The following is a 26,599-nucleotide window of genomic DNA, read 5'->3' as shown; positions in this document are numbered from 1 at the left end:
AAGGAACCCGGCATGAGCTTTGACTATGATCTTTTTGTCATCGGCGGAGGCTCGGGCGGGGTCCGGGCGGCACGCGTGGCGGCGGGTGAAGCCGGTGCAAAGGTCGCGCTGGCTGAAGAAGACCGCTATGGCGGCACCTGTGTGATCCGGGGCTGCGTGCCTAAGAAACTGATGGTCTTTGCCAGTGAATACTCGGGCATGATCGAAGATGCGCAAGCTTATGGTTGGGATGTTCAGCCCGGCGCGTTTGATTGGGACATGTTTCACGGCAAACTGGTTGCCGAACTGGACCGGTTGGAAGGGATTTATCGCAGCATCCTGAAAAACAACGGCGTTGAAAGCTTTGATCAGCGCGCGCGCCTGGTGGATGCGCACACGGTCGAGCTGGCCGATGGCACCCGAAAAACCGCCAAACACATCTTGATTGCAACAGGCGGTCGACCGGTGGTGCCGGACTTCCCGGGATCGGATCTTGCGATCACGTCGAATGAGATTTTCCATCTGGACAAGCTGCCCGAAAGCATTCTGATTGTTGGTGGCGGTTATATCGCCAGCGAGTTTGCCGGCATCATGAACGGTCTGGGTGTCAAGACCACGCAATTCTACCGCGGTGCGCAGATCCTGCGTGGCTTTGATGAAGAAGCGCGTGGGCTGATCTGCGAAGAGATGCGCCAGAACGGCATCGATGTCCGTCTGGGCACCAATGTGCTGGAAATGGCCAAAGATGGCGACCAGATACGTGTAAAGGCGACGGACGGCACCGAGGATCGTTTTGACGTGGTCATGTACGCCACGGGCCGGGCACCGAATGCCGATAACCTCGGGCTGGAAGAGCTGGGCGTTGAACGTGGGCGCAAGGGCGAGATCGTCGTGGATGAATACAGCCAGACCGCCGTTCCGTCGATCTATGCCATTGGCGATGTGACCGACCGGGTCAACCTGACACCCGTGGCCATCCGCGAGGGTATGGCTTTTGTGGAAACCGTCTTCAAAGGCAACCCAACCCCTGTGGATCACGCGCTGATCCCAACCGCCATTTTCACCCAACCGGAATTTGGCACAGTCGGCCTGAGCGAGGAAGAAGCCTCGGCCCAGGAACCGATCGAGGTGTATGCCACTTCGTTCAAACCGATGCAGAAGGCGTTTGCCGGTGGCACGCAACGGGTTCTGATGAAACTGATCGTGTCTCAGGCCACGCGCAAGGTACTGGGTTGCCATATTGTCGCCCCCGGAGCAGGAGAGATGATCCAGCTGGCCGGAATTGCCGTAAAGATGGGCGCGACAAAGGAAGATTTCGATCGCACGGTTGCAGTACATCCCGTTATGGCGGAAGAACTGGTGACAATGCGGCAACCTGTACGCTCCGCTTGATTTGCAAGCGCGCGCACACAAGTTACAAGTGTGCCCGTGATCACACGGGCCTAAACGAAGGAATTGATACATATGGCGGGCAACAGCGGTGGCCCCTGGGGGGGCGGAGGCTCATCCGGAGGTGGAGGAAATCGGGGCAACAACGGTGACGGGCGCAAGCCCCCCGAAGGCGAAGGCCCGCAGATCCCCGAGATTGATGAGCTGATGAAAAAAGGCCAGGAGCAGCTTCGCGTCCTGATGGGCGGTCGCGGCGGCGGTGGCCGTAGTGGCAGCGGTGGTCAGGGCGGTGGAGGCCCGGCCTTTACCAAAGGTACGGTTGCGATTGGTCTGGTGGCAGCTGCCGTTTTGTGGGGGCTGGCCAGCTTTTATACTGTAAAACCGGAAGAACAGTCAGTTGAGCTGTTTCTGGGCGAGTTTTCGGCCGTGGGTAATCCGGGTCTGAACTTTGCGCCATGGCCGTTTGTCACTGCCGAGGTGATTCCGGTCACCCGCGAACAGACCGAAGATATGGGCGGAGCCCGGGGCAGCGACGATGGCCTCATGCTGACCGGCGACGAAAACGTGGTCGATATCGACTATCAGGTCGTCTGGAACATCAACGACCCGGCCAAGTTCCTGTTCAATCTGCGTGATCCGCGTCAGACGATCCGCGCCGTGTCGGAATCGGCGATGCGCGAGATTATCGCGCAGAGCGAGCTGGCACCAATCCTGAACCGGGATCGCGGTATCATTGCCGAACGCCTTCAGGAACTGATCCAGACGACGATGGACAGCTACGATTCGGGTGTGAACATCATCCGCGTGAACTTTGACAAAGCCGACCCGCCGCAGGACGTGATCGCCGCCTTCCGCGATGTTCAGGCCGCCGCGCAGGAGCGTGACCGGCTGCAAAACGTCGCCGACGCCTACGCCAACCGGGTTTTGGCTGAGGCGCGCGGTGAAGCTGCCCAGGTACTGGAAGAAGCCGAAGCCTACCGCGCACAGCAGATCAACAGCGCCATGGGTGAGGCGAGCCGTTTCAGCGCGGTTCTGGAAGAATATTCCAAAGCGCCTGATGTGACACGCAAACGTCTGTACCTGGAGCGGATGGAGCAGGTTCTAGGTGACGTGGACAAGATCATTCTGGACGAAAACTCGACCGGATCGGGGCAGGGCGTCGTGCCTTACCTGCCGCTGAACGAACTGCGCCGCAATTCCGGACAGGAGAGCAACTGATGCGTAAAGCGACCTTTATTCTGCCGATCGTTTTCATCGCGATTGTTGGTGTACTGTCCTCGATCTTTATCGTGGATGAACGTGAGCGCGCGTTGGTTCTGCAATTTGGCCGCGTTGTTGCGGTCAAGGAAGAGCCGGGTCTGGCGTTCAAGATCCCGCTGATACAGGAAGTTGTCCGCTATGACGACCGAATCCTGTCCATCGACGTTCAGCCGTTGGAGGTTACGCCTCTGGATGATCGCCGACTGGTGGTTGATGCCTTCGCCCGCTATCGGATTTCCGATCTGGAACAGTTCCGCCAGGCCGTTGGTGTGGGTGGTATTCCGGTCGCCGAAGACCGTCTGGATCGTATCCTGCGCGCTGAAACCCGCGAAGTACTGGGTTCGGTGTCCTCGCGTGACATCCTCAGTTCAGACCGTGCCGCGCTGATGCTGCGCATCCGCAACAGCGCGATTGCCGAAGCGCGCGCGTTGGGCGTGAATGTGATCGACGTGCGTTTGAAGGCGACCGACCTGCCTCAGGCCAACCTTGAGGCCACGTTTGACCGGATGAAAGCCGAGCGTGAGCGTGAAGCCACCGATGAACGCGCACGTGGTAACGAAGCCGCGCAGCGCGTGCGGGCGCAGGCCGACCGGACCGTGGTGGAACTGGTGTCGGACGCCAACCGCGAGGCCGAGATCATTCGCGGTGAAGCTGACGCCGAACGCAACGCCATCTTTGCAGAAGCGTATGGTGCAGACCCGGAGTTCTTCGAATTCTACCGTTCGCTGACCGCGTATGAAAATGCGCTGCAAGGTGGTAATAGCTCAATGATCCTGAGCCCGGATTCCGAGTTCTTCAACTACCTCGCTTCACCAACCGGACGGCGGGCACCGGCGGCTGCGGCGTCTGAATAATGGGTATGATCCTTCTGGCTTTCGGGCTGGTACTGATTGTCGAGGGGCTGGCCTATGCGCTGGCCCCTTCGCTTATCGAGCGGATGCTGGAAGCCTTGCGGGACATGCCAGAGCAAGCCCGGCGCCTGGTCGGATTGCTGTGTGTGATCAGCGGGCTGATCCTGCTTTGGGGCGCGCAACACCTGGGATTTTGACGCTGCGGTTTCACTTGCCGGTGATTTCGTTGCGATCCCGAGTTGCTCGTGGGGTCAAACTGACTACATTGGTTTGTAAGAAAGGCCGTGAACAAGCGGTCTTGGCGTGAATGTCGACAAGGAGAGCTCTAGTGCAGGCGAAAGCGCGCAGTGTATCCGTCCGGTGGGACGTAGTGAGTGTTTGGATGCGGCCTATGTGGCTGGCCTTTGCCGGTTCATTGCTTTTGCTGGCGCAATCGGCGATGGCACAGGCCAGGGGCGAAAGCCTGGCACCACTGGCCGAGAAAGTCAGCCCGGCGGTTGTGAACATCACCACCAGCACCCTGATCGAGGGCCGGACTGGCCCGCAGGGCATCGTGCCCGAAGGTTCTCCTTTCGAAGATTTCTTTCGCGAGTTCCAGGACCGAAATGGCGGAGATAACGACAACGCGCCGCGTCGCAGCAATGCGCTGGGGTCGGGGTTCGTGATCTCGGAGGACGGTTTTATCGTCACGAACAACCATGTAATTGCCGAAGCTGATGAAATCCTTGTGGAATTCTTCCCCGGCGATGGCCAGCCCAAGAAAGAACTGGTGGCCAAGGTTATTGGAACGGACGAGAAAACAGATATCGCGTTGCTCAAGGTCGAGGCTTCGGGCCCGCTGAAATACGTGAAGTTCGGCAACAGCGACACCGCGCGCGTGGGTGACTGGGTTATCGCCATGGGCAACCCGCTTGGGCAAGGCTTTTCGGTATCGGCAGGGATCGTTTCTGCCCGCGACCGAGCGCTGAGCGGAACCTATGACGATTACATTCAAACGGACGCGGCGATCAACCGGGGCAACTCGGGCGGGCCGCTGTTCAACATGGAAGGCGAAGTGATCGGTGTGAACACCGCAATCCTGTCGCCTAACGGCGGTTCGATCGGCATCGGATTCTCGATGGCGTCGAATGTTGTCGTGAAGGTCGTGGATCAACTGCGGAAATATGGCGAGACCCGTCGGGGTTGGTTGGGCGTCCGCATTCAGGACGTAACCGAGGACATGGCCGAGGCCATGGGTCTGGAAAAACCTGGCGGCGCGCTGATCAGCGATGTACCGGACGGCCCCGCCAAGGAAGCTGGGTTGAAGGCGGGTGACGTGATCCTCAGCTTTGATGGCGTCGAGGTGGAAGACACCCGAGGTCTGGTGCGTCAGGTCGGTGAAGCAGAAGTTGGCAAGTCGGTCAGAGTGGTCGTGCACCGCGACGGCGGAACCCAGACCGTACTTGTGACACTAGGGCGTCGGGAAGATGCGGAACGCGCTGACAATGGCGAGGAGGAACCGCAGGAAGCTCCGATTGAGGAGAATGCGGATATTCTGGGCCTGACGATTTCCCCCCTGACCGATACGCTGCGTGCAGATTTGGGGCTGGATGGTGATGCAGACGGCCTTGTGATTACAGATGTCGATGAAGCATCTGAGGCGTATGCCAAGGGAATGCGGGCAGGTGATCTGATCACCGAAGCAGGCCAGCAAAAGGTGGAAACCATCGGAGATCTCGAAGCCCGTATGGAAGAATCGCGCGAAGCTGGTCGCAAATCTCTGCTGCTGTTGGTGCGCAGGGGCGGCGATCCGCGTTTTGTGGCGCTGAGCCTTGAGAACTGATTGAACAGGCCGGGACAACCTCCCGGCCTTTTTTATTGCGGGCCAGACCGGGTATCACCGCCACGCAAAAAATGAGCCACACGCAGTGAATGCGTATGGCTCAGATACAGGGAGAGGTCAGTGGACAGATATCGGGGATGATTCTCTGACCTCCTACGGTAACAATCTCACGTTAGGTCAAAGCGTAATCGATGGTCTGTGAACAAGATCACACCGGATCAAATAAGATCTGAATCAGCCAGTTCTCGCAGGGCTTCAAAATCCTGGATCAGCAAACCGCCACGAGAGGCTTCGACCATGTTGTCGCGTTTCCAGATCGAGATGGTTTTGGATACTGCCTCGCGTGTGGCACCGACAAATTCGGCCAGTTCGCTCTGCGACAGGGTGATGCGCGCGGCCGGGTCGTCCTGTAAACTGGACAGGTGCAGCAGCTTGCGGGCCAGCCGAATAGGCATGGGCAGAAAGACCTGCTCGTTCAGTTGCAGCCCCATCCATCGCATCCGCAATCCGGCCAGACGGATCATATCCACGGCAAGGTCAGGCTGTTGTCTGATCTGGTTCATAACGTCGTTGCGGCGCACACGCAGTACACGCGACTGTTCTGCCGCCGCAATGGTGGCCGTACGCGGACCATTGTCGAACAACGCGATCTCACCAAAGACTTCGCCGGGGCGCATCAGGGTAAGCGTCAGTTTGCGGCCGCTCATGGCCAGAAAGGAAACCTCTAACGTGCCTTCCAGAATGGCATAGAGAGAGTCGCCCTCGTCACCTTGTTCAAAAAGTATTTCACCTTGGGACAGAGATATGTCGGTCGCTTGCGCCGAAAGCATTTCTCTGAGCCCGTCGGAGGCTTCGGAAAGGAAGCCGCTGTTGGGAAAGGCCGTCATGTGTGCACCGATCTTGGGCAAGCTGTGAGTGTGGGTGGTGGCACAACTTCCCATAGCTCGGCGCTCAAGCCAAGAATTTTGTTTGTTTTGGCAGGTCTGGCGGGTGCAGGGGCCGTTATTTCTGCTCGGGATCGTCCATATAGCGTTGCAGAATGCTGAACTGAAGCATCAGGAAGGCCATCAGAGCGATGGGAAAGCCGAAGGTCTCGATCTTGACCCACAGATCCGTCGACATGGTGCGCCAGACGAATTCGTTTGCGGCGGCCAGAACGGCGAAACAGGCGCACAGGCGGCGTGTCAGGATCATCCAGCCTTCGTGCTTCATCGGCAGCATCTCATCCAGCACATAGGCGAGATAGGATTTTTTCTGCATCAGGCCAATGCCGAGGATCAAGGCAAACAGACCATAGACAAGTGTGGTTTTCATCTTGAAGAACCGCTCGTCATTGAACCAGGCCGTGAGACCGCCGAAGAAAATCACCATGAAGGCCGTGAAGATCTGCATCCGGCTGAGTTTGCCGGTCAGATACCACAGGATACCCATTGCCCCCAGCATCAGGGGGACAAAGATAATCGTGGCGACAATGAAGCCGGAATACTCGATGCCGCCGATCAGAAAACTGTCGTCGCGCAGGCGCAGGTAGATGAAGAAGAAGGCCAGCGGGGGGCCAAGTTCCAGAATCTGTTTCAGAAACGGGTTGATGTCTTTTTTGCCTGTCATCTGTACTTCCTGCTGCTTACCCGCCCATTTCAACTATTACGGCGCCAAGTGCAATCAATGCCATCAGGGCAATGCGTCTTGGGCCAACCGTTTCCTTTAGCGCAAGCCAGCCGATCAGCGCAGCGAAGACTGTTGAGGTTTCGCGCAGAACGGCTGCTTCACCGACCTTATCCAGCCGGGTGGCCAGCATGATTGCCCCGAAGGACAAAGGAGCGATGATACCGCCAGCGAGGCCGCGCAGCATCAGCGGGCCAGGTGCAGGTCTGTGTGCCATCACGCGCCACCTGAGATATGCGTAGATCGGCATGGCCGCGCCGTCGATCATGAAGAACCAGGCCAGAAAGGTGAACGGATCGGCGGTGGCGCGAATGCCATAGGCGTCATAGGTGGTGTACAGGGCCACAAACAGGCCAGTGATGATCGCCAGTGTCAGCGCGATACCCAGCGTATCCCTGTTGGTTTCCAGGAACCTGAAGTTGTAGGCGGCCAACCCAAATATCCCGGCCAGCAAGGTGGCCACGCCCAGCCATTGAACGGCCGAGAATGTTTCGCCGAACAGAAGATAGGCACCGATAACGGTGAACAGCGGACCCGTACCGCGCACCACCGGATAGACGACGGTGTAAGAGCCTTTGGTATATGCCATGGCTTGCAGGGTTTTGTAGGCGATGTGGATCAGCCAGACGAGCGCGAAGATCGGCCACATATGAGGTTCGGGCCAGGGCACCACGAAAAAGGCGAAGGGGGCGGCCATGAGGCAATAGCAGGCGTCGATGGCGCCGCGGGACAGCCACGGGTCGTGTCTGCCTTTTTGCAGTGCACCGAAGACCGCGTGCAGGAACGCCGCCATCAAAGCCAGCGCCAATGCCAGCTGGTGTCCGGCTTCGGTGCCTTCGAGAGAGATCAGCCAGTCGCTCAAATACGCGGACCTTTTGCGGAGCGGAGAAGGTGGGGGGCTGTCTGCCCCCCACACCCCCCGAGGATATTTGGGGCCAGATGAAGCCTAAGATCAGCCTTTGTCGAGACCGGTGAGGGCGGCAGCAAATTCTTCGGGGTCGAAAGGGGCAAGGTCGTCGATCTGTTCGCCGACGCCGATCGCGTGGATGGGCAACCCGAATTTGTCTGCCAAGGCAACAAGAACACCGCCCTTGGCCGTGCCATCCAGCTTGGTCATGACCAGACCGGAAACGTCCGCCAGTTTGCGGAACGTTTCCACCTGGCTCAGCGCGTTCTGACCGGTGGTGGCGTCGAGTACGAGCAAAGTGTTGTGCGGAGCAGTGTCATCAACCTTGCGGATGACGCGGACGATTTTGGCGAGTTCCTCCATCAGGTCGGTGCGGTTTTGCAGGCGGCCGGCCGTATCTATCATCAGCAGATCAGCGCCCTCTGCCTGTGCACGGGTCAGCGCGTCAAAGGCGAGGCTGGCGGGGTCCGAGCCTTCGGGGGCGGTCAGTACCGGAACTCCGGCGCGATCCCCCCAGACCTGCAACTGTTCCACGGCCGCAGCGCGGAAGGTATCGCCGGCGGCGATGACGACCTTTTTGCCGGCCTCTTTGAACTGGCTGGCCAGTTTTCCAATTGTCGTGGTCTTGCCCGAGCCGTTGACGCCGACGACCAGTACCACTTGTGGTCGTTTGGGATAGATCGGCAGAGGCTTGGCCACAGGCTCCATAACGCGGGCGATTTCTTGTGCCAGAAGTTGCTTGATCTCTGTGGTCGACAGTTTGCGGCCAAAGCGGCCCTCGGCCATGTTCGATGTGACACGCAAGGCTGTGTCGACGCCCATGTCCGAGGCGATCAGCAGTTCTTCGAGCTGCTCCAGCATGTCATCGTCCAGGGTGCGGCGCATTTCCGTGACGGCGCCTCGATTGAACAGGCGGTTCAGGATGCCCTTGGCTTCCGGTATTTCCGGCGGTGGAGCGACAGGCGTGGGGTCAGCCGGGATCGGTGCCGGAGGTTCAGCCGGTTGCGGGGCCGGGGCAGGCTCTGGCACTTCTGGAACCGGTTGCGGATCTGGCTGCGGCTGGGGGATCACAGGGTCCGGAGCCGCCGTCTCCTCGCCGCCATCCTCGACGATGGCTTCCAGCCCTTCTTCAAGACGAGATGAAGATTTGAACAGCTTGTCCTTTAGCTTTGAGAAAAACGCCATACTTGGTCTCCACAGGTGTTCCTTTCACCTAATGCGGATTTGCGGCAGTTGCAAAGGGTCACGCAAATGCAAGGACAAAGCCAAGCTGAGCACCCCAGTAAAGGGGCCATACAAGATAGGGCGTCACCTTGAGGGCCGGATGGTGTGGCGGCAGCAGGAATTTCTCGGTTGCGAGGATCAGATCTGACGCGATGAAGGCCATGGCGGCGGGAAAGGCCCACCGAAGAGGACCGGCATCCGGCAGTGCCAGCACCGTGACCCCCATGCCAAGAATGATGGGGATATATGCCAGAACGGGCCCCTTCAGGTCTCCGGCGCGGGGCGCGAGCAAAGTGGCCATGATGATGCCCAGAATGATCAAGGACCATACAATCGCAGGCGCGCTGAGGATCAGCCCGGCAGAACTGATCGGCAGAGTCAGGAACAGAGCGATATAAGTCAGATGCCCGGCGGCAAATGCGGCGATGCCCATCATGAAGGTGGCATCTGTTTCGCGCGACAGCAGCGCGTCGCCTGTCGCACATAGAGCGAGCGCAAGAACCAACAGCCAAGGCTCACCGTTCATGATGGCGATGACCGCCAATAGGGCGACTGATGCGGTTTTCAGTACAGTGCGCAAAGAACCGACGGGCCAGGAGGTCAGTGGCAGGTAACCAAGGGCGCAGCCACAGGCGATCCAGAACAGTAGGGTTGTCATGTCATCTCCTCGCCGGTTCAGAATGATCTGATCTGGGGCGTGGCGTGAAATCAACCGCTTACGTTGAGTTAAGCGCCTTGTGAAGACACCGGTTCAACAGGCGAATGGCATGACCGAAGCGCTTCTGACAAAATGGAAACATGTTCAGGTTCCTGATGATTCTCGCGACTTTGGCCGCACATTCCGTGGCGGCACAAACGCCTTTGTCTGGCTCGGAGTTCGACAAGTATACGCAGGGCAAAACTCTGTTCTACGGGTTCGAAGGTCAGGTATACGGGGTGGAGCGGTATCTTCCGAACCGTCGTGTGATCTGGTCTTTTCTCGACGGGAATTGCAAGGAAGGTATCTGGTATCAGCAGGGCGAGCAGATCTGCTTTGTCTACGAAGACAGGCTGGATCCGCAATGCTGGGTTTTCACTGAATCCGGTGGCGGTTTGATTGCGCAGTTCGAAGGTAATCCGCAAGCGACTGAACTGTATGAGGCCGAGGATCTTGGGGAAGAAATGGTTTGTTATGGACCGGACGTTGGCGTTTGATCAGTTTGCGCGCAGCTCATCATAATTGATCATGACATGGGTTTGGTAAGCTGTCCTGTCTGTCAAGCCTTCGTAATAGCGGCGCAAGTTGGGCAGTGATGCGCGCGAAATATCGATGTCATAGTAGCGATAGAGTATGTGCCCCAACTGGATATCGGCCAAAGTCAGGCAGGAACCGCACAGGAAAGCGTTTTCAGAAAGTTGCGCATCGGCGATCGCCAGCGTGTTCTCGAGTGCTGTGACGGCCGTTTCGATCGCTTGGTGATCGCGCTCTGTCTGCGGGGTCCGCACGACCCGCCAGAACACAGGTACCGTGAAGGCCATCGCGACATTGATCTTGGCCCATTCTGCCCATTTGTCCACTTCGGCTTGCCGGGTCGGATCGCGTGGCCAGAAATCATCCGCTCCATACATGGAGGCAAGGTAGCGCAGGATCGGCCCCGTCTCCCACAGCGAGGGATTTGGGCCGTCCTGTATCACGGGGATGGTGCCGTTCGGGTTCAGCTTGCGAAACTCATCTGTGTCCAGCAAACCGAACGTGTGCCCGGCATCGTGGCGCTGAAACTCCAGCGCCAGCTCACCCACACACCACATCAGGGCCTGTACATTTGATGATGTTCTTCGGCCCCAGATGGTCAGCATGGCTCAGAACAGTGATCCCTGATCCGGGGTGTCCGGCCTGGGTTTTTTCGAGGGTGATTTCGCGCCCGGGCCGGTGCTGAGAACGCCATCGGCGAATTCGATCTCGAGCGCCGTTTGTTTGGTGGCCTGAGCCTTGGTGGTAATCACATTCCCTTCGGCTCGGACGACCGCGTATCCGCGGTCCAAAGTGGCTTTGTAGCTCAGCGTCTCGCGCAGGCGGTCCGTCGCTTCGAGTTGCTGCTTGAGGCGGTCCAGTCGCGTGGTTTGGGCCGTGTGCATTCGATCGCGCAAACGATCTAGGTTTTGCCGCTGTTGATCGATTTCCCTTTGGATCGGTCGCAAGGACAGGCGCGATGACAGGTTGCGCAGCGATTCCTGTCGCGTCGATATCAAGCTTTGCAGGGTCGAGGGGCGCAGATGAGCAGACAATTCCACCACTTGCAGGCGACGGTTCTGCACCCCGCGTATCAAGGCGGGTGTGAGACGATCTGCAATCAAATCAAGGCGTTGTCTGGGGGAGTTCAACAGACTGTCCGGGCGCGGCAGGGCGCGGGACAAATCGCGCAGCCTTTGCGAACGGCGCTGCACCGCGTCCGTTGCCGCGCGCGACAGGCGCGCAGCTTGTTCTTCGGTCCAGGCGAGCAGTTCGATGCGGACCGGCACGGCCAGCTCTGCCGCAGCCGTGGGTGTAGGCGCGCGGCGGTCCGAGGCAAAATCAATCAGGGTGGTGTCGGTTTCATGCCCAACGGCCGAAATCAGCGGTATGCCCGATGCGGCGGCTGCGCGCGCGACACTCTCTTCGTTGAAGCCCCAGAGGTCTTCGATCGATCCGCCGCCACGGGCGACGATGATCAGGTCGGGCCGCGGCAACGCGCCGCCAGGTGTCAGTTGGTTGAAGCCTTCGATGGCGCGGGCGACCTCGGGCGCGCAGTTGGCCCCTTGAACCGCCACAGGCCAGATCAGCACCTTGCGCGGAAACCTGTCCCTGAGCCGATGCAGAATGTCGCGGATCACGGCACCGGAAGGGGATGTCACAACGCCAATGATCTGCGGCAGGTACGGCAGGGGTTTCTTGCGTTCCGGCGCGAACAGACCTTCGGATTCCAGTTGTTTCTTGCGCTTCTCCAGCAGCGCCATAAGAGCGCCCTGACCCGCGACGGAAACCTCATCGACGTTCAGGTTGTATTTGGATTGCGCCCCGAAAGCCGTAAGGCGACCGGTGACGACAACCTCCAGCCCTTCCTCTGGCACGACCGAGAGGCTGGAAACCTGACCTTTCCATGTCGTGCAGGCCAAAACGTTCCGGTCGTCCTTGATGTCGTAATACAGATGCCCGGATCGGGCTTTGAACACGCGCCCAACCTCACCGCGCACGCGGATTCGGCCGAATGAGCCTTCGAGCGTCCGTTTCACCTCACCCGAAATTTCGGACACTGTGTATTCAGGGGTGTTTTGGCCCGGAATCGGGTCATCAAGCAGGTCGGACATTTCAGCGCCTTGTTTCAAATGCGCGCCCAGCTTAGAACGCCGCGCAGGCAAGGCCAAGCAGATCGGAGAGCTTTCATGAATATCCTCATTCTCGGCAGCGGAGGGCGCGAACACAGCCTGGCATGGGCAGTGCTGCAAAACCCCAAATGTGATCGCCTGATCGTTGCTCCGGGAAATGCGGGGATCGCGCAGATCGCTGACTGTGCCGCTCTGGATGTTGAAAACGGCGGGGCTGTTGTCGGCTTTGCCGAAGAAAATGCGATTGATTTCGTGATCGTTGGGCCCGAGGCGCCTTTGGCGGCCGGTGTGGCTGATCGGTTGCGCGAAGCCGGAGTATTGGTTTTTGGGCCCTCAGCTGAGGCGGCGAAGCTGGAAGCGTCGAAAAGCTTCACCAAGGAAATCTGCGACGCGGCCAACGCCCCCACCGCAGCTTATGCCCGGTTTACCGAAGCCGAACCCGCCAAAGCCTATATCCGCGAACAGGGCGCACCGATTGTGGTCAAGGCCGATGGTCTGGCCGCGGGCAAGGGCGTTATCGTTGCGATGGACGAAACGACCGCACTGGACGCCATTGACGACATGTTTGGCGGTGCGTTTGGCGGTGCTGGTGCGGAAGTCGTCATTGAAGAATTCATGGATGGGGAAGAAGCCTCGCTGTTCGTTCTGTGTGATGGTGAGGACATTCTCTCAGTCGGCACGGCCCAGGATCACAAACGGGTTGGCGAGGGCGATACCGGGCTGAACACGGGCGGGATGGGCGCGTATTCTCCGGCGCCGGTGTTGAGCGAAGAGGTGGAGACGCGGGCGATGGAAGAGATCGTGCGCCCCACCATCGCCGAGATGAAGCGCCGGGGAACGCCGTTTCAGGGCGTTCTTTATGCAGGTTTGATGATCAAGGACGGGCAGCCAAGGCTGGTTGAATACAACGTCCGCTTCGGTGATCCGGAATGTCAGGTGTTGATGATGCGGTTGGGCGCGCAGGCGATGGACCTGATGCACGCCGCGGCCGAGGGCAGGTTGGGTGAAATGCGGGTGAATTGGGCGGATGACCATGCGATCACGGTTGTAATGGCGGCCAATGGTTATCCGGGTGCTTACAAGAAAGGCACTGCGATCAAAGGGCTTGAAGGCCTGCCGGAAGACAGCCAGAACATGGTGTTCCACGCTGGTACAAAGAGTGTCGATGGGCAGGTGGTTGCATCGGGCGGGCGTGTGCTGAACGTGACCGCCCGTGGGAGCACGCTGAAAGAGGCGCGCGACCGGGCCTATGAAATGGTTGAAGCTGTGGATTGGCCTGACGGGTTTTACCGGCGCGATATCGGATGGCGTGCCCTGGAAGGTTGACGGGGCAGGGCGGTTGACCCCTCGGCTTTGCGGCTTCCCGGCGCTGCGCGCGTTCGCGGTCGAAATCGTCCATTGGACGAATTCCTTTCAACCGCTCACGCCCCGGGATATTTTTGGCTAGATGAAGAGGCGGATCAGCAGTTCAGGGCTTGGGCAAGGCTTTTGCGGCCGTGGAACGGGCCCCGGTCGGATGTGATCCAGCCGTTGTCGTAGAAGACGCTGACGATCCGCGTCCAGTCGGCGCTGGCCACGATCAGTTCCGGGCGGTCGCCGCAGGTGCGCAGACCACCGGAAATGAAATCTTCACCGATCCTGTGGTTGGTCAATCCGGGCAGAGCCGCGACTTCGCCCAGGGCGTTGTCTTTGTAGCGCCAGATGCGCAGCGTTTTGGCAAGGTGCGGACGATCAATATAGGCGATCTCGACATGTCCGTCGCCGTCCAGGTCGGCTGCCCCGATCGGGGCGAGCCAGCGGAAGCGGGTACCGATATGAGGCGTGGCCGCGATCTTGTCTCCGGCGGCGTCGTAGATCGCAAGTTGAGCCCCTGATTTGTCGTGGGATTCAACGACAATTGCTTCGCGCGCGCCGTCCAGGTTGACGTCTGCCAAACGCGGAGCGAGGTCTTCGAACACGCGATCCTGCGGCAGTCGAACAGTTACGACCGTAGTGTCGGTCGTGAATTCCACCGCGCCATATTCGATCGTATCACCCAGGACGCCATGGGCGTAACGGGTGGTTGGCTCTGTGAAGCGGGCGTCGTTGATGGTTTCCGCCGCGCCAGCCGGTTGCAGCGAGAGCGAAAGTCCGAAAGATAGCAAAGCGCCGCGTGCCCGGCGTTGACAAAAGCGGCGGGGCAGGCGCGGCACATTGTTGTGCATCAGATCTGTTTTTCGGGCATCTGAACGACCAGACCGTCTAGCGCGTCGGTGACCTTGATCTGGCAGGTCAGGCGCGAGCGGGCCGGGTCGGGCTCATAGGCAAAGTCCAGCATGTCTTCTTCCATGTCATCCTTGGCCGGGATTTTCTCGACCCAGTCGGGGTGGACGTAAACATGGCAGGTCGAGCAGGCGCAGGCGCCGCCGCAATCGGCCTCGATGCCGGGAATGTTGTTGTCACGGGCCCCTTCCATGACGGTCAGTCCGTTGGCGACCTCGACTGTGTGTTCGGTACCGCCGTGCTCGACATAGGTGATCTTTGCCATTGCGTGCGTCTTCCTTTTGCGATGTTCGATTTCTTCCTTAGTGAAGGCATTTAGGTCTTTCCAGCCTCATTTGCGACTCAGCGCGCCGTGTCTGGACTTTCTTGTCGTTTGTTCTATTTTTGTTCTCATGCTTGTTACACCCATTCGCCCTGTGGTTTCAAACCGGGATTGGCCGCGCCCGCCGTCCTGTCTGCCTTCCAGCCAACTGGATTCCCCGCCCGAGGGCGCGCGCGTGGCTGTGGCCGGGCTTGTGATCCTGCGGCAGAGGCCGGGGACGGCCAAGGGCGTGATCTTTCTGACGCTTGAAGATGAGACCGGGATCGTGAATGTGGTGGTCTGGCGCAAAATTTACGAACGGTTCCGCCGTGCGGTGATTTCGGGGCGGTTGCTGAAGGTGACGGGCCGGATGCAGCGGGCGCATTCAGTGACCCATGTGATTGCGGAAGAAATCGAGGATATTTCGGGGATGCTGGATATGCTGGTGCAGGGCGCAGGGGCGGCCTGCCGTGACGGACAATAGCGGGCGGCTGCCTTGCCGCCTTGCGCCCAGCAAGACCTGTGCGCGATGAATGTCGGTAAGTTTCCGCATATCACGCTGGGTCAAAGGCGCTTTTCCGCCAATTCGGCATTGGCCGGTCGACTCTTTGATGCCGTGTTAGTACTGCGGGCATCTCTATGCGTCGGCCTGTGTCTGAACGCAGGCGCGACGGAACGCTACTCAACACCTTCTCAGAGTCAGTTCAGATGCCCGAAGTAACACGAAATGGATCGTTCGAAAAAACCGTCCAGCTGGATGAGAGCCAGATTGCCGGTCGCCTTGGCGAACTGTTGGAGCATACGCGTTCAAAAGGATACGTGCATACCGCCAGAATGATCGAGGAAGCATTGAGTGCCCACTCTTTCGAGCGCAGACACCTTGGGAACACCCAAAAATACCTCTCGGAATTGCAGCGTCTAAAGCGCAAAGAGATGACACGCTTGGTGAGGGAAACGGATGGGAAGAAGCAAGCGGCTTTTGTCCTGACGCCCCGGATGCGCGTTGACCACAGAAATCCTGCCGCGCTGCGCAGTGGAGCTTGGAGGAACACCCCGATGCCTTTCCCGGCAGAACCCGAATTCAAGTTTCGCTAGCCGAACCTGCCGTGGCCAAGGCGGACAGGGTTGATGATCCGCGTCAATCCAAACGGGTTTTCAACGCAGTCATCGTTTGAACAAGACCTCCTGCGCCTGCTTGTCACGATTGTCTCCTCGCAGCTCTGCGTGCAGAGCGCGCCCGGCCTGAACACCGGGGCGGGCGCCGACGGTCTTCAGCCAGCGCGCAAAGTGGGGTTTGTCCTCCAGCACTTGCTGCTGCCCTTCCCACAGGCTGGCCCAGCCCCAGATCGACATGTCTGCAATTGAATAGAAGTCTCCGGCAACGTATTCGTTCTCGGCCAGCCGTCTGTCGAGCACCCCGTACAGACGACCGACCTCGGCCCGGTAACGATCTTTGGCATAGGGCAGGTCCTGTGGCGGGTTCAGTTGCGGGGCGTATTTCAGGAAGTGATGCGCCTGACCGGCCATCGGGCCAATACCGCCCATCTGCCACATCAACCATTCTTCGACGGCGATCCGGTCACGCTCGGTCCTGCCATAGAACTGCCCGGTCTTGCGGGCCAGATACATCAGAATTGCCCCGCTTTCAAAAACCGAGATCGGTGCACCATCCGGCCCGTCAGGGTCCACGATTGCGGGCATCCGGTTGTTCGGGGCAATCTTCAGGAACTGCGGGTCGAACTGATCGCCCTTTCCGATATTGACCAGATGTGTGGTGTAGGGCAGCTCCATCTCCTCCAGGGCGATGGACACTTTCCAGCCGTTCGGTGTGGGCCAGAAATACAGATCAATCGGGTCGGCCATGTGTTCTCCTGATGTTGAAGGGATCATGCGGGTTTCTGCCGCTTCGGCAAGTACCGCTTACGAAAGCGTGACCGAAACGCAGGCCGGGCTTGACCGCAAACCGCCCGGGGCGTATTGCCATCCCAAAGCTTCGTGGCGATTTGTTACCGGATTGCGGGCCACGCTAAACAACACCGCTAAAAGGTCAGGATGAAAGACCCCTTTCGCTTGGCCGCGTCTGGGGTTTTTTGTTTGCCTCCTCCGGAGGCTGAAAGGGAATGAGATGAGCGAGAACTGGAACAAACGCACCCAAGCCGTCCATGGCGGTGTCCGCCGCAGTCAGTACAACGAGGTGAGCGAGGCGATTTTCCTGACGCAGGGCTTTGTGTACGAAACCGCCGAACAGGCCGAAGCCCGGTTTCTGGAATGCGGCCCTGATGAGTTCATTTATGCCCGCTATGGCAATCCGACGGTCTCGATGTTCGAACAGCGCATCGCGGCCCTTGAAGGTGGCGAGGATGCGTTTGCGACGGCTTCGGGCATGGCAGCGGTGAACGGTGCGCTGACCTCGATGCTGAAGGCCGGGGACCATGTTGTTTCAGCAAAGGCATTGTTCGGGTCCTGCCTGTACATCCTCGAGAACATCCTGACCCGTTTTGGCGTCGAGGTGACCTTTGTGGACGGCACCGATCTGGAGCAATGGCAGGCAGCGATCCGCCCGGACACCAAGGCGGTCTTCTTCGAATCGATGTCGAACCCGACTCTTGAAGTGATCGACATCGCATCCGTGTCCAAGTTGGCCCATGCCGTCGGGGCGATTGTGGTGGTGGACAACGTGTTTTCGACGCCCGTCTTTTCGCGCGCGATAGAACAGGGCGCGGATGTGGTCGTTTATTCGGCGACCAAGCATATTGACGGACAGGGCCGTGCGCTGGGCGGCGTCATCATCGGCACCAGGGAGTTCATCCGCGGAACCGTTGAGCCGTATCTGAAGCACACCGGCGGCGCGCTCAGCCCGTTTAATGCCTGGGTCATGCTCAAAGGTCTGGAAACCATGGCGCTGCGCGTCAATGCGCAGGCCGACAGTGCACAAAGGATCGCCGAGGCGCTGGAAAGGCACCCGGCGCTGGCGCGCACTCTTTACCCAGGTTTGAAGACCCACGCGCAAAATGCTCTGGTTCAATCGCAACTTGGCGGAAAGGGCGGGACTGTGTTGTCCCTGGATATCAAGGGCGGCAAGGACGCGGCTTTTGCTTTCCTGAATGCGCTGACCATTCCTGTGATCTCGAACAACCTGGGCGATGCCAAGTCGATCGCGACGCACCCGGCGACCACAACGCACCAGCGTCTGAGCGATGCGCAGAAGGACGAGCTGGGCATTACGCTGGGCCTGATCCGTTTTTCCGTAGGCCTGGAAGACGCCGAAGACCTGCTGGCTGACATCCAGCAGGCATTGGAGGCTTCGCAGAAGCAAACAGCAGCACAGTGAAAAGCCTCTTGCCCGTCGGGGCCGTCGCGTTGTCTGTGAACGCGGCGTCTTTTCGGGTGGTATTCGCGGTTGAAGCCTGGCCTTTATGTCTGCGAAAGGCGTATTTCGTTGCAGAATGACGGTTTTGCGCCGGTTTTTTCAATCCGGACTGCTATTGCCTGCGTATTGGGTTAAACTGGTAAATCACCTGTAGTCGTATATATTCCTACGACCAATCGAGGAACCGCAGCCGATGAACATTCACCCGCGCGACATTGATGAGACCCCGGATAAAGAACAAGCCGCCGAGGCCCTGAAGGTTCTGCGGCAATGGGCGGAATCTGCGACGGCATCCGAGATCACCCAGCTGGATCCGGCTATTGCGCGGCTGGTGCCCGGCCTGACGCAGGTGAACTATCCTTCGCTTTCGCGCGAGTACCCGGAGGGTTTCTCGGTTGACGCGAATTACCGCGCGTCTTTGCCCGACTTGCAAAACGGCCCGTCCAGCTTGATACGCGGTGCCAAGCAGCAGATCCAGCATGTTGGCATCTCGAACTTTCGCCTGCCGATCCGTTTCCATCGGAAAGATGGGGAAGACCTGACGCTTGAGACGTCTGTTACGGGCACCGTCAGCCTTGAGGCTGAGAAAAAGGGCATCAACATGTCCCGGATCATGCGGTCTTTTTACAAACATGCCGAGCGTACTTTCAGCTTTGAAGTCATGCAGGCGGCGCTTGACGACTATATGACCGACCTGGACAGCTTTGACGCGCGTATCCAAATGCGGTTTTCTTACCCCGACAGGGTCAAGAGCCTGAGATCGGGTCTGGAAGGGTATCAGTATTACGACATCGCTCTGGAACTGGTGGAGTCCGGCGGCGTGCGCCAGAAGATCATGCATCTGGACTATGTCTATTCCTCGACCTGCCCGTGCTCTCTGGAGCTGAGCGAACATGCCCGTGCCATGCGGGGACAATTGGCAACACCGCATTCGCAACGTTCCGTCGCGCGAATTTCCGTGGTCGTGGATTGCGATGCCGATTGTCTTTGGTTTGAAGACCTGATCGAGTTGTGCCGACGCGCGGTGCCGACCGAAACTCAGGTCATGGTCAAACGTGAAGACGAACAGGCTTTTGCCGAGTTGAACGCAGCCAATCCGATTTTTGTCGAAGATGCGGCGCGCTTGTTCTGCGCGGAATTGCTGGCCGATCATCATGTCGGTGATTTTCGCGTTGTCGCAAGCCATCAGGAAAGCCTGCACAGCCATGACGCCGTGTCGATTCTGACCGAAGGCCCAACCTTCGCCGCGTCCAGCCTGGACCCGAAACTGTTCACGACCCTGTTTCACGTTGGCTGAACTTCTCGGGTAAGTGGCTAGAATTTAATCAGAGAATTATCTGATCGGCGCTCATTCGCCGCAATGCAGCAAAAATGCTGCAATTGCGTGAGAAACTCCTGTATCCTGACGGGGAATGCAGCTTCGGCACACCCGCGCGCTCAATGGTGTGTCACCCCAAAAGGAAGCCGAGACGTGAGACGCCTTGGACTGCAAGACCCCAACCTCCGCCCGGATCCCCCGAGCGGGCAGGGCGCTTTACCCTCTCTCTTCGGGCTGCATCGTTTTCACAGGAGATCTATGGAATGAATTCGATTACCCAACCGCTGGAGCTTCAGGCCGCGGCTTTACGCATGGCTGGCTATGCGATCGTCAACCAGATCAAGATCGCACAGATCATGACACGTTCAGCACTTGAACTGCCGATGGTGTCGGTCCACGCGCTACACCTGGCAGCGTCAGCACCGGGTCCAGTGGTGGAAACTCCGGCGGCAAAACCGGTGGCCAAAGCCGCTGCGACGCGCAAAAAACGCGTACCGGCGAAATCGCCAACGACCAAGAACAAGCTGGCCCGCAAACCTGCACCGACCAAACCGGTGACCAAGCCGGCGGCAAAACCGGTTGAGTTTTCAGCCAGTCCGCGGCCCACGGCAGCAGCCAAACCGACACCAGCGGTTAGCGATGAAATAGCAGTGAAGCCTGTTGAACGCTCGGCGACACCTGCGGCCGAAACCGTTTTGCCCGTAACACCCAAGCCAGCCCCCGCAAAACCGGCGCCTGTCCAGGCAGCGCAGGTCAAGCCGGCACCGGCCGATCCTGCCCCGGCCAAGGTGCAGGCAAAACCAGCCCCGGCGACGGAACCGCGCAAACCGCAGGCGCGAAAGACTCGTGCCCCGTCCAAACCACCCGTGATGCCCGAAGCAGATGTTAAAAACTGACGGGTAAACCGGGATCATCTGCTTGACACGGTCGGGCTGGCGCGCCAACGCTGCGCGTCATGATGGATCTTCGCCCGGTCGGATATGTGATTGGCTTGCTGGTCGCCATTCTTGGGGCGACCATGCTGCTGCCTATGCTCGCGGACATTATCGAAGGTCGCGGCGAATGGAATGTGTTTCTGGAAAGCGCGATAATCACGATGCTGACCGGATCCGTTCTTGCGATGAGCTGCTCCAACGGCGTGGGCGAGGGTCTGACCATCCGGCAGACCTTTTTGTTGACGGCGGGGGTCTGGGTCGCGCTACCTGTATTCGGGGCAATTCCGTTTCTGTTCGGTGAAACCGAACTGCGCTTTGTCGATGCCTATTTCGAGGCGATGTCGGGCCTTACGACGACCGGTTCGACTGTGATATCAGGGTTGGACACGCTGCCGCAGGGGCTTTTGTTGTGGCGCGGTATCCTGCAATGGCTGGGGGGCATCGGCATTATCGTTGTTGCGATGGTGTTCCTGCCGGAATTGCGGGTTGGTGGCATGCAAATCTTCCGATCGGAAGGGTTTGAGACCATGGGGAAAATCCTGCCTCGCGCGCAGGAGATTGCGGGACAGATTTCCCTGATCTACGTCTTCCTGACACTCGTATGCGTGCTGGTCTATGCCGCATTGGGGATGAGTTTCTTTGACGCGTTGGTGCATGCTTTCACGACGGTGTCCACGGGTGGTTTCTCGAACTATGATGCCTCGTTTGGAACATTTTCAGGCCCGGCCGAATATGCTGCATCCGTCTTCATGATTCTGGCGGCTCTGCCCTTTGTGCGATATGTCCAATTGGCCAATGGTCATACGGCGTCCTTATGGAAAGACAGTCAAATCCGGGCATTTCTGGCGACCATTCTGGTTCTGGTTGTCATCATGTCAGTCTTTCTGACCTCGGTCTTTCCGCATCACTGGGAACAGGCGTTCCGCGAGTCATTGTTCAACATCACCTCGATCATCTCGGGGACAGGATATGCCAGTGTCGATTACATGGGGTGGGGCAGCTTTCCGATCATGTTGTTTTTCCTGATCGGATTGATCGGTGGATGTGCGGGGTCGACGGCGTGTTCGATCAAGATTTTCCGCTATCAGTTGTTGTTCGCCTCGATCAAAAGCCAGATCAAACGGATCCGGTCCCCGCATGGCGTGTTCATGCCGCTCTATGATGGAAGGCCGGTCGGGCGGGACGTTCTGACATCGGTGATGAGCTTTTTCATGTTCTTCGTTTTGTCGATGGGGGTGTTGTCCTGGGCGTTGGCGCTGACAGGTCTGGATTTCGTCACGTCCGTATCCGGGGCCGCGACGGCGCTGGCCAATGTCGGACCGGGACTCGGCGATCAGATCGGACCGGCGGGCAATTTCGCAGGTCTCAACGATACGGCCAAGTGGCTGCTGACTTTCGGGATGCTGGCCGGGCGGCTCGAACTTTTGGCCGTATATGCGATCTTTACCGTTCAATTCTGGAGAGGCTGATGAAAAGACCCCTTGGCGCGCAAATCTCGCATATGCTCAAGGATCGCGGTGTGGATGTGATATTCGGCATTCCCGGTGTCCATAATCAGGAAATGTATCGCGGTATCGAAGAGGCCGGGATCACGCACGTTCTGGCCCGGCACGAGCAGGGGGCCGGATTCATGGCTGACGGTTACGCGCGCGCGACCGGGCAGCCCGGCGTCGCCTATGTGATCACCGGTCCCGGCCTGTGCAACATCATGACCCCGATCGGACAGGCCTACAGCGACTCGGTTCCGATGCTGATTCTGTCCTCATGCCTGGATGAAACGCAGGCTGTCCGGGGTCAGTTGCACCAGATGAAAGATCAACGTGCCGCCGCCGGTACGGTTGCGGATTGGTCCGTACAGGCCAACTCCGCCGAAGCTGCCTATGGGCTGATAGAACGGGCGTTTGAAGAATTCGAGCTTTCGCGCCCGCGCCCCAAGCACATTCAGGTGCCCATCGCGCAGTTGCAGGCCGAGGCCGACCCCGCGCCGTTCCCCAACCAGCCCGCGCTGCGCACCAAAGCCTTGCCGCCTGACGTGTCATCGGTCGTGTCCATGTTGAACCTTGCCCGCAGGCCGCTGTTCATCCTGGGTGGCGGATGCAGGTCGAATGATTGGCGTCAGATTTTGTCACAGCTGGGGGCGGCCTGTTTTACCACCTATGCCGGGCGCGGGCTGCCGGGCGCAAATTATCCGCTGGACTTCGGGTCCATGTTGCCGCGTCCCGGCAGCGCCGAGGTAATCGCGTCGGCGGATCTGGTCGTTGCGGTCGGGGCCGAGCTGGGCGAGGTCGATTTGTGGCGGCAGGATTTGGGGCAGAAGGCGACCTTGATACGCGTCGACCTCGACCCCGAGGTTCTTTCCGATTGCCATCGCGCCGCCATCAAGCTGCAAGTCGACAGCCAGAGCTTTGCCCGCGCCTTGTGGCACGCAACTCAGGACATGAAACCGGCAACAGGCTGGTCACCCGAGGAAGTCGCCGAGATGCGCGCCCGCTGGCGTGCCGAGGTGGATGCAGAGCGGCCCGGAATCGTGCCGATCGCGGACGCTTTGCGCGCGGCCATGCCGGCCGACACCATGATCTATTCGGACATGACGCAGTTTGCCTATGTCGCCAAAGAGGTGTGGGACATGGCCTATCCTCATCACTGGCATCATCCGACGGGGTTTGGCACTCTTGGCTATGGGTTGCCCGCCGGTATTGGCGGGGCGGTTGCCCGGCGCGGCAAACCCACGGCGGTTATCGCCGGGGATTACGGGTTCCATTACACGATGCAGGAACTGGGCGTGGCAGTTGAGTTGGGATTGTCGCTTCCAATCATTTTATGGGACAATGGCAAACTTAAGGAAATCGAGGACAGTATGGTGCGCAGCCAGATCGCGCCCAACGCGGTCATGGCGCACAATCCCGATTTCTGCAAACTTGCCGAAGCCTTTGGTGCGCGCTCCTCGGCGCCTTCGAATGTAGCAGAGATGCAAAGTGCAGTAAGGGCCGCATTCGATGCGCCTGTGCCGACCTTGATCCACGTGACACCTGACATTCTTTAACGAAAAAGCGCCGCACTTTCATGCGGCGCTTTTTTTTTGAGGTGCTGTCGGATCAATCCCAGCAGTGAACCAGAACCGTCATGCCGGTTGCGCGCCGGTTCAGCTCATTGGGTGAGATCCGTGTGGTTTCCTCGCTCGACTGACCGGACACTCCGGCCTCTGCAAGAATTTCGGTCAACCGATCAACGGTGGCCGCAAGGCTGACCGAAGCGGGCAGGGTGCGCCCTTCGGACGGTGTGGGCAACAACATTCCGACGACGTTGCCGCTGTCATTGAAGACGGGGCCGCCCGCATCGCCGGGTTGGGCGTTCAGCGCCAGACGCTTGACGCCGGTCTCACCGTTCAGCCCACGAATGTCCGCGACCTGCCCGTAGGTCAGGGTGGGGCCCCCCAATGCGCCCTGATAGGAATAGCCGGACACGGCCACCTCTGACTTGATCTGCGGCTTGGCCGCACTGAACGCGGCGACGCTCATGGGGGCGAGCGTTTTTGCAGGGCGCAGGACCGCCACGCCAAGTTCAGGGTCCGTGAGGGCCAGTTGAACCTCGTGATCGCCATCCAGCGTGATCCGCGTGCAGCTGTCTGCGGCCTCGGAAACCGTCAGTACTGTCCCATTCTCATCCGCGAAAAAGCCAGAGCGCGTCAGTCGGGGCTTACGGACCTGAAGGCCCGACACCAGATCGATGCGCTGTTCTGCGGATGCACCGGCGGCGGCATCCAGAACCGCATCCGTCGTGCTGAAGCTGGATGTCATCGCTGACAGGACACGCAGGCGACGTGCCTCGTCTCCTTCGGGCCAGACAAGGGTGAAGCCCTTGATTTTTCCATCGGCCAATTGCGCTTGCGTAAAGGACACTATGCCGTTGCCGCGTCCTTCAAGGGTAAACCGGTCGCGGCCCAGTTCACGAGGGCCATTCAGTGGAACGATCTCAAGCGATTGCATCACCTCGTACAAGGCGCGGAGCGTGTTCTTGTCCCCCTCCTGACTGATCAGCAGCGCCTTGGCGTTCAGGTCAGAGGTGCTTTTGAAATGTGCGAAGGGGGCCTCATAGCGATCAAGGCTGACAGCGGCCAGAGGCATGTCGAGCACGATCCCGGCCTTGTCGTCGGAATACCGCTCCATTCCAACAGAGATCAGCGGCGCGTTGTATTCATCCATCAGGGCCTTGCGCTGCAACGTCGTCAGAACGCCCGTGGCGTCAAACCCGTTGTAGCGCTGCCAATCGCTCATCGAACGGCGGGTGCCTTGCCCGAACGCACCATCGATGGTCGAGTTGTAAAACCCCGCCGCGCGCAGAGCCGTTTGCAGATCCTTGCGTTCCCGCGCGGTCAACAGACGTTCGGACTGAAGCGCCTGCGCACGGGTTTCATCCGAATCCTGTGGTGTGGTAACCGCCGGAGCCTCTTCCGGTTGTGCCACAGGTTCAATCGGTGCCGCGACGGTGCCACGGTTCAGCACGTTTGCCCCGATGGGCCAGAACTGTTGCCCCATCGCGCTGGAAAACGCGATGTAACTGTCGCGCGGTATCTGGCCTTCGGCCCGATAGACGCGCAGCACCTGTTCGGCGTCGGTCCGCGCGTAGGGGCCGATCACGATCGCGTACCAGCCGCTGTTCAGGCGAAACCCGTTCACATCCGGCAAAGCACTGGCATAGGCCTGTGCCCGTTCCTGCGCTTCGCGCAGCGAGGGCTGGGCCTCGACCTGGACCCAGACGCCGGGATCTTGTTGTGCGGTTGCGGCGCGCAGGCCGACCAGAAGAAACAATAGGATTGCTGAAAATACGCGTGTCATAGTCTGCCCGTCTTATGCAGTGTTCGTGCTTTGGCGCAGAATACGCGAATTCATTTGCGAAACGCCATGCCGCGAATGCGGGGAATTTACGGTGTGGCTCTGCAGATACAGGCTTGGCCCCAAGCCCCGTTGACGCCCCTTTGCCCCTTGCATAGGAAGGGCAAAACCGACCGGAACCGGGCGCAGAGGCGCCCAGAGGGAATGCCATGACCGAACCGACCAGCGCACCGCGTTCATTTCAGGAGATCATCCTGCGGCTTCAGACCTATTGGGCGTCTAAAGGCTGTGCCATTCTACAGCCCTATGACATGGAAGTCGGGGCCGGAACGTTCCATCCCGCGACCACCCTGCGCGCGCTTGGCTCGAAAGCCTGGGCTGCGGCTTACGTTCAGCCGTCACGCCGCCCGACAGATGGGCGTTATGGCGAGAACCCGAACCGGTTGCAGCACTACTATCAGTACCAGGTGCTGATCAAACCCAGCCCACCGGATTTGCAGGAGCTGTATCTGGGAAGCCTCGAGGCGATTGGCATCGACATGGACCTGCACGACATCCGTTTTGTCGAAGATGACTGGGAAAGCCCGACGCTCGGCGCGTGGGGTCTGGGTTGGGAAGTCTGGTGTGACGGAATGGAAGTCAGCCAGTTCACCTATTTCCAACAGGTTGGCGGCCATGACTGCGCGCCGGTATCAGGCGAGCTGACCTATGGGCTGGAGCGTCTGGCCATGTATGTGCTCGGCATCGATCACGTGATGGACATGCCGTTCAATGACCCCCAGTCGCCCAGTCCTTTGACTTACGGCGATATCTTCAAGCAGACCGAAGAGGAGTACGCCCGCTGGAACTTTGACGTGGCCAACACCGAAGTTCTGCTGCGCCACTTCGAAGAGGCCGAGACCGAGTGCGCGGCGATTCTGAGCCAGGCGCATGTGGACCCGAAGACGGGCAAACGCATCATCATGGCGCACCCTGCCTATGATCAATGCATCAAGGCCAGTCACATCTTCAACCTGCTGGACGCGCGCGGCGTGATCTCGGTGACTGAACGGCAGGCCTATATCGGGCGCGTCCGGGCGTTGGCCAAACAATGTGCGGATGCGTTTGTGCAGACCGAGGCCGCCGGGTTTCAGGCCTGATGA

26 protein-coding genes and 1 riboswitch are annotated in these 26,599 nt (G+C 59.2%); of the genes, 15 read left to right on the top strand and 11 right to left on the bottom strand.

Features of this window, described 5'->3' with window-relative positions:
* Positions 1–12: 12 nt before the first annotated feature.
* The 5 genes from gor to GS611_RS06210 all read left to right on the top strand — a co-directional run bounded on the left by gor (position 13) and on the right by GS611_RS06210 (position 5,301).
* Positions 13–1,371: a glutathione-disulfide reductase gene (gor, locus tag GS611_RS06230; RefSeq protein ID WP_171633353.1), complete on the top strand. Its 1,359-nt coding sequence runs from the start codon at positions 13–15 to the stop codon at positions 1,369–1,371.
* A gap of 72 nt (positions 1,372–1,443) precedes the next feature.
* Positions 1,444–2,586, top strand: coding sequence for an FtsH protease activity modulator HflK (hflK, locus tag GS611_RS06225; protein WP_171633351.1), 1,143 nt, complete (start codon positions 1,444–1,446; stop codon positions 2,584–2,586).
* Positions 2,586–3,482, top strand: coding sequence for a protease modulator HflC (gene hflC, locus GS611_RS06220; protein ID WP_171633347.1), 897 nt, complete (start codon positions 2,586–2,588; stop codon positions 3,480–3,482). The genes hflK and hflC overlap by 1 nt, the downstream gene beginning before the upstream one ends.
* Positions 3,482–3,676: a DUF2065 domain-containing protein gene (locus GS611_RS06215; protein ID WP_171633344.1), complete on the top strand. Its 195-nt coding sequence runs from the start codon at positions 3,482–3,484 to the stop codon at positions 3,674–3,676. The genes hflC and GS611_RS06215 overlap by 1 nt, the downstream gene beginning before the upstream one ends.
* Positions 3,677–3,786: 110 nt before the next feature.
* Positions 3,787–5,301 (top strand): Do family serine endopeptidase, encoded by a 1,515-nt coding sequence (locus GS611_RS06210; protein WP_171633341.1) that lies wholly within the window; start codon positions 3,787–3,789, stop codon positions 5,299–5,301.
* A 218-nt stretch (positions 5,302–5,519) separates the two neighbouring features.
* Here GS611_RS06210 and GS611_RS06205 read toward each other — a convergent pair whose 3' ends face one another.
* From GS611_RS06205 to GS611_RS06185, 5 genes are all read right to left on the bottom strand, one after another.
* Entirely contained in the window at positions 5,520–6,188 is a 669-nt protein-coding gene (locus GS611_RS06205; protein ID WP_171633338.1) for a Crp/Fnr family transcriptional regulator, read from the bottom strand.
* Between the two features lie 115 nt (positions 6,189–6,303).
* A complete protein-coding gene (locus GS611_RS06200) occupies positions 6,304–6,909 on the bottom strand; it encodes an inner membrane-spanning protein YciB (RefSeq protein ID WP_171633335.1) in 606 nt (201 codons plus the stop codon).
* Between the two features lie 16 nt (positions 6,910–6,925).
* A complete protein-coding gene (locus tag GS611_RS06195; RefSeq protein ID WP_171633329.1) occupies positions 6,926–7,828 on the bottom strand; it encodes an EamA family transporter in 903 nt (300 codons plus the stop codon).
* A 90-nt stretch (positions 7,829–7,918) separates the two neighbouring features.
* A complete protein-coding gene (ftsY, locus tag GS611_RS06190; protein ID WP_171633327.1) occupies positions 7,919–9,058 on the bottom strand; it encodes a signal recognition particle-docking protein FtsY in 1,140 nt (379 codons plus the stop codon).
* A 58-nt stretch (positions 9,059–9,116) separates the two neighbouring features.
* On the bottom strand, positions 9,117–9,755 hold the full coding sequence (locus tag GS611_RS06185) for a lysoplasmalogenase (protein WP_171633324.1): 639 nt from the start codon (positions 9,753–9,755) through the stop codon (positions 9,117–9,119).
* A gap of 155 nt (positions 9,756–9,910) precedes the next feature.
* Here GS611_RS06185 and GS611_RS06180 point away from each other — a divergent pair, with 155 nt between their 5' ends.
* A complete protein-coding gene (locus GS611_RS06180) occupies positions 9,911–10,291 on the top strand; it encodes a hypothetical protein (RefSeq protein WP_171633322.1) in 381 nt (126 codons plus the stop codon).
* Here GS611_RS06180 and GS611_RS06175 read toward each other — a convergent pair whose 3' ends face one another.
* Both GS611_RS06175 and xseA read right to left on the bottom strand, forming a co-directional pair.
* A complete protein-coding gene (locus GS611_RS06175; RefSeq protein ID WP_171633319.1) occupies positions 10,292–10,933 on the bottom strand; it encodes a glutathione S-transferase family protein in 642 nt (213 codons plus the stop codon).
* A gap of 3 nt (positions 10,934–10,936) precedes the next feature.
* On the bottom strand, positions 10,937–12,421 hold the full coding sequence (gene xseA, locus GS611_RS06170) for an exodeoxyribonuclease VII large subunit (protein ID WP_171633318.1): 1,485 nt from the start codon (positions 12,419–12,421) through the stop codon (positions 10,937–10,939).
* 75 nt (positions 12,422–12,496) lie between these two features.
* Between xseA and purD the strand changes: the two genes are divergently transcribed.
* Positions 12,497–13,765, top strand: coding sequence for a phosphoribosylamine--glycine ligase (gene purD / locus GS611_RS06165; RefSeq protein ID WP_171633315.1), 1,269 nt, complete (start codon positions 12,497–12,499; stop codon positions 13,763–13,765).
* A 134-nt stretch (positions 13,766–13,899) separates the two neighbouring features.
* On the opposite strand, the gene GS611_RS06160 is transcribed toward purD, so the two are convergent.
* The gene (locus GS611_RS06160) at positions 13,900–14,643 is read right to left on the bottom strand and encodes a VCBS repeat-containing protein (RefSeq protein ID WP_171633313.1); all 744 of its coding nucleotides are present in this window, start codon (positions 14,641–14,643) and stop codon (positions 13,900–13,902) included.
* On the bottom strand, positions 14,643–14,966 hold the full coding sequence (locus tag GS611_RS06155) for a 2Fe-2S iron-sulfur cluster-binding protein (protein ID WP_152457603.1): 324 nt from the start codon (positions 14,964–14,966) through the stop codon (positions 14,643–14,645). Before GS611_RS06155 ends, GS611_RS06160 begins: the two co-directional genes overlap by 1 nt.
* 127 nt (positions 14,967–15,093) lie before the next feature.
* Here GS611_RS06155 and GS611_RS06150 point away from each other — a divergent pair, with 127 nt between their 5' ends.
* Entirely contained in the window at positions 15,094–15,486 is a 393-nt protein-coding gene (locus GS611_RS06150) for an OB-fold nucleic acid binding domain-containing protein (protein ID WP_152459842.1), read from the top strand.
* Between the two features lie 224 nt (positions 15,487–15,710).
* Positions 15,711–16,097 carry a hypothetical protein gene (locus tag GS611_RS06145; protein WP_171119571.1) on the top strand — a complete coding sequence of 129 codons (387 nt, stop codon included), beginning with the start codon at positions 15,711–15,713 and terminating at the stop codon, positions 16,095–16,097.
* Positions 16,098–16,166: 69 nt separating this feature from the next.
* Here GS611_RS06145 and GS611_RS06140 read toward each other — a convergent pair whose 3' ends face one another.
* Positions 16,167–16,865 carry a glutathione S-transferase N-terminal domain-containing protein gene (locus tag GS611_RS06140; protein ID WP_171633310.1) on the bottom strand — a complete coding sequence of 233 codons (699 nt, stop codon included), beginning with the start codon at positions 16,863–16,865 and terminating at the stop codon, positions 16,167–16,169.
* 122 nt (positions 16,866–16,987) lie between these two features.
* A riboswitch (SAM riboswitch) is annotated at positions 16,988–17,065 on the top strand.
* Positions 17,066–17,127: 62 nt separating this feature from the next.
* Between GS611_RS06140 and metZ the strand changes: the two genes are divergently transcribed.
* From metZ to GS611_RS06115, 5 genes are all read left to right on the top strand, one after another.
* On the top strand, positions 17,128–18,333 hold the full coding sequence (metZ, locus tag GS611_RS06135) for an O-succinylhomoserine sulfhydrylase (protein ID WP_171633308.1): 1,206 nt from the start codon (positions 17,128–17,130) through the stop codon (positions 18,331–18,333).
* Between the two features lie 232 nt (positions 18,334–18,565).
* Positions 18,566–19,669, top strand: coding sequence for a GTP cyclohydrolase FolE2 (folE2, locus tag GS611_RS06130; protein ID WP_171633305.1), 1,104 nt, complete (start codon positions 18,566–18,568; stop codon positions 19,667–19,669).
* Positions 19,670–19,953: 284 nt separating this feature from the next.
* Complete coding sequence (locus tag GS611_RS06125; RefSeq protein ID WP_171633303.1) at positions 19,954–20,586, top strand: hypothetical protein; 633 nt, start codon at positions 19,954–19,956, stop codon at positions 20,584–20,586.
* A gap of 59 nt (positions 20,587–20,645) precedes the next feature.
* Complete coding sequence (locus tag GS611_RS06120; protein WP_171633300.1) at positions 20,646–22,094, top strand: TrkH family potassium uptake protein; 1,449 nt, start codon at positions 20,646–20,648, stop codon at positions 22,092–22,094.
* Positions 22,094–23,668: a thiamine pyrophosphate-binding protein gene (locus GS611_RS06115; RefSeq protein WP_171633298.1), complete on the top strand. Its 1,575-nt coding sequence runs from the start codon at positions 22,094–22,096 to the stop codon at positions 23,666–23,668. The genes GS611_RS06120 and GS611_RS06115 overlap by 1 nt, the downstream gene beginning before the upstream one ends.
* A gap of 52 nt (positions 23,669–23,720) precedes the next feature.
* Here the strand turns inward: GS611_RS06115 and GS611_RS06110 are convergent, their stop codons facing one another.
* Positions 23,721–25,460, bottom strand: a complete 1,740-nt coding sequence (locus GS611_RS06110) for a serine protease (protein WP_171633295.1) — start codon at positions 25,458–25,460, stop codon at positions 23,721–23,723.
* Between the two features lie 206 nt (positions 25,461–25,666).
* Here GS611_RS06110 and GS611_RS06105 point away from each other — a divergent pair, with 206 nt between their 5' ends.
* Positions 25,667–26,596 (top strand): glycine--tRNA ligase subunit alpha, encoded by a 930-nt coding sequence (locus GS611_RS06105; protein WP_171633292.1) that lies wholly within the window; start codon positions 25,667–25,669, stop codon positions 26,594–26,596.
* The last annotated feature ends 3 nt before the right edge of the window (positions 26,597–26,599 follow it).

Source organism: Ruegeria sp. HKCCD6119 (assembly GCF_013110585.1).
Lineage (GTDB): Bacteria > Pseudomonadota > Alphaproteobacteria > Rhodobacterales > Rhodobacteraceae > Ruegeria.
The sequence above is the reverse complement of the archived record's forward strand: the minus strand, read 5'-3'. Positions and strand labels throughout refer to the sequence as shown.

Coding starts and splice junctions, on each gene's coding strand:
- hflK (WP_171633351.1), top strand. CDS start 1,444: ATGGCGGGCAACAGCGGTGGCCCCTGGGGGGGCGGAGGCTCATCCGGA.
- hflC (WP_171633347.1), top strand. CDS start 2,586: ATGCGTAAAGCGACCTTTATTCTGCCGATCGTTTTCATCGCGATTGTT.
- GS611_RS06150 (WP_152459842.1), top strand. CDS start 15,094: ATGCTTGTTACACCCATTCGCCCTGTGGTTTCAAACCGGGATTGGCCG.
- purD (WP_171633315.1), top strand. CDS start 12,497: ATGAATATCCTCATTCTCGGCAGCGGAGGGCGCGAACACAGCCTGGCA.
- GS611_RS06175 (WP_171633319.1), bottom strand. CDS start 10,933: ATGCTGACCATCTGGGGCCGAAGAACATCATCAAATGTACAGGCCCTG.
- folE2 (WP_171633305.1), top strand. CDS start 18,566: ATGAACATTCACCCGCGCGACATTGATGAGACCCCGGATAAAGAACAA.
- GS611_RS06180 (WP_171633322.1), top strand. CDS start 9,911: ATGATTCTCGCGACTTTGGCCGCACATTCCGTGGCGGCACAAACGCCT.
- GS611_RS06125 (WP_171633303.1), top strand. CDS start 19,954: ATGAATTCGATTACCCAACCGCTGGAGCTTCAGGCCGCGGCTTTACGC.
- GS611_RS06200 (WP_171633335.1), bottom strand. CDS start 6,909: ATGACAGGCAAAAAAGACATCAACCCGTTTCTGAAACAGATTCTGGAA.
- GS611_RS06140 (WP_171633310.1), bottom strand. CDS start 16,865: ATGGCCGACCCGATTGATCTGTATTTCTGGCCCACACCGAACGGCTGG.
- GS611_RS06155 (WP_152457603.1), bottom strand. CDS start 14,966: ATGGCAAAGATCACCTATGTCGAGCACGGCGGTACCGAACACACAGTC.
- GS611_RS06160 (WP_171633313.1), bottom strand. CDS start 14,643: ATGCACAACAATGTGCCGCGCCTGCCCCGCCGCTTTTGTCAACGCCGG.
- GS611_RS06105 (WP_171633292.1), top strand. CDS start 25,667: ATGACCGAACCGACCAGCGCACCGCGTTCATTTCAGGAGATCATCCTG.
- GS611_RS06215 (WP_171633344.1), top strand. CDS start 3,482: ATGGGTATGATCCTTCTGGCTTTCGGGCTGGTACTGATTGTCGAGGGG.
- GS611_RS06110 (WP_171633295.1), bottom strand. CDS start 25,460: ATGACACGCGTATTTTCAGCAATCCTATTGTTTCTTCTGGTCGGCCTG.
- GS611_RS06115 (WP_171633298.1), top strand. CDS start 22,094: ATGAAAAGACCCCTTGGCGCGCAAATCTCGCATATGCTCAAGGATCGC.
- GS611_RS06145 (WP_171119571.1), top strand. CDS start 15,711: ATGCCCGAAGTAACACGAAATGGATCGTTCGAAAAAACCGTCCAGCTG.
- GS611_RS06120 (WP_171633300.1), top strand. CDS start 20,646: ATGATGGATCTTCGCCCGGTCGGATATGTGATTGGCTTGCTGGTCGCC.
- gor (WP_171633353.1), top strand. CDS start 13: ATGAGCTTTGACTATGATCTTTTTGTCATCGGCGGAGGCTCGGGCGGG.
- ftsY (WP_171633327.1), bottom strand. CDS start 9,058: ATGGCGTTTTTCTCAAAGCTAAAGGACAAGCTGTTCAAATCTTCATCT.
- metZ (WP_171633308.1), top strand. CDS start 17,128: ATGAGCGAGAACTGGAACAAACGCACCCAAGCCGTCCATGGCGGTGTC.
- xseA (WP_171633318.1), bottom strand. CDS start 12,421: ATGTCCGACCTGCTTGATGACCCGATTCCGGGCCAAAACACCCCTGAA.
- GS611_RS06205 (WP_171633338.1), bottom strand. CDS start 6,188: ATGACGGCCTTTCCCAACAGCGGCTTCCTTTCCGAAGCCTCCGACGGG.
- GS611_RS06185 (WP_171633324.1), bottom strand. CDS start 9,755: ATGACAACCCTACTGTTCTGGATCGCCTGTGGCTGCGCCCTTGGTTAC.
- GS611_RS06210 (WP_171633341.1), top strand. CDS start 3,787: ATGTCGACAAGGAGAGCTCTAGTGCAGGCGAAAGCGCGCAGTGTATCC.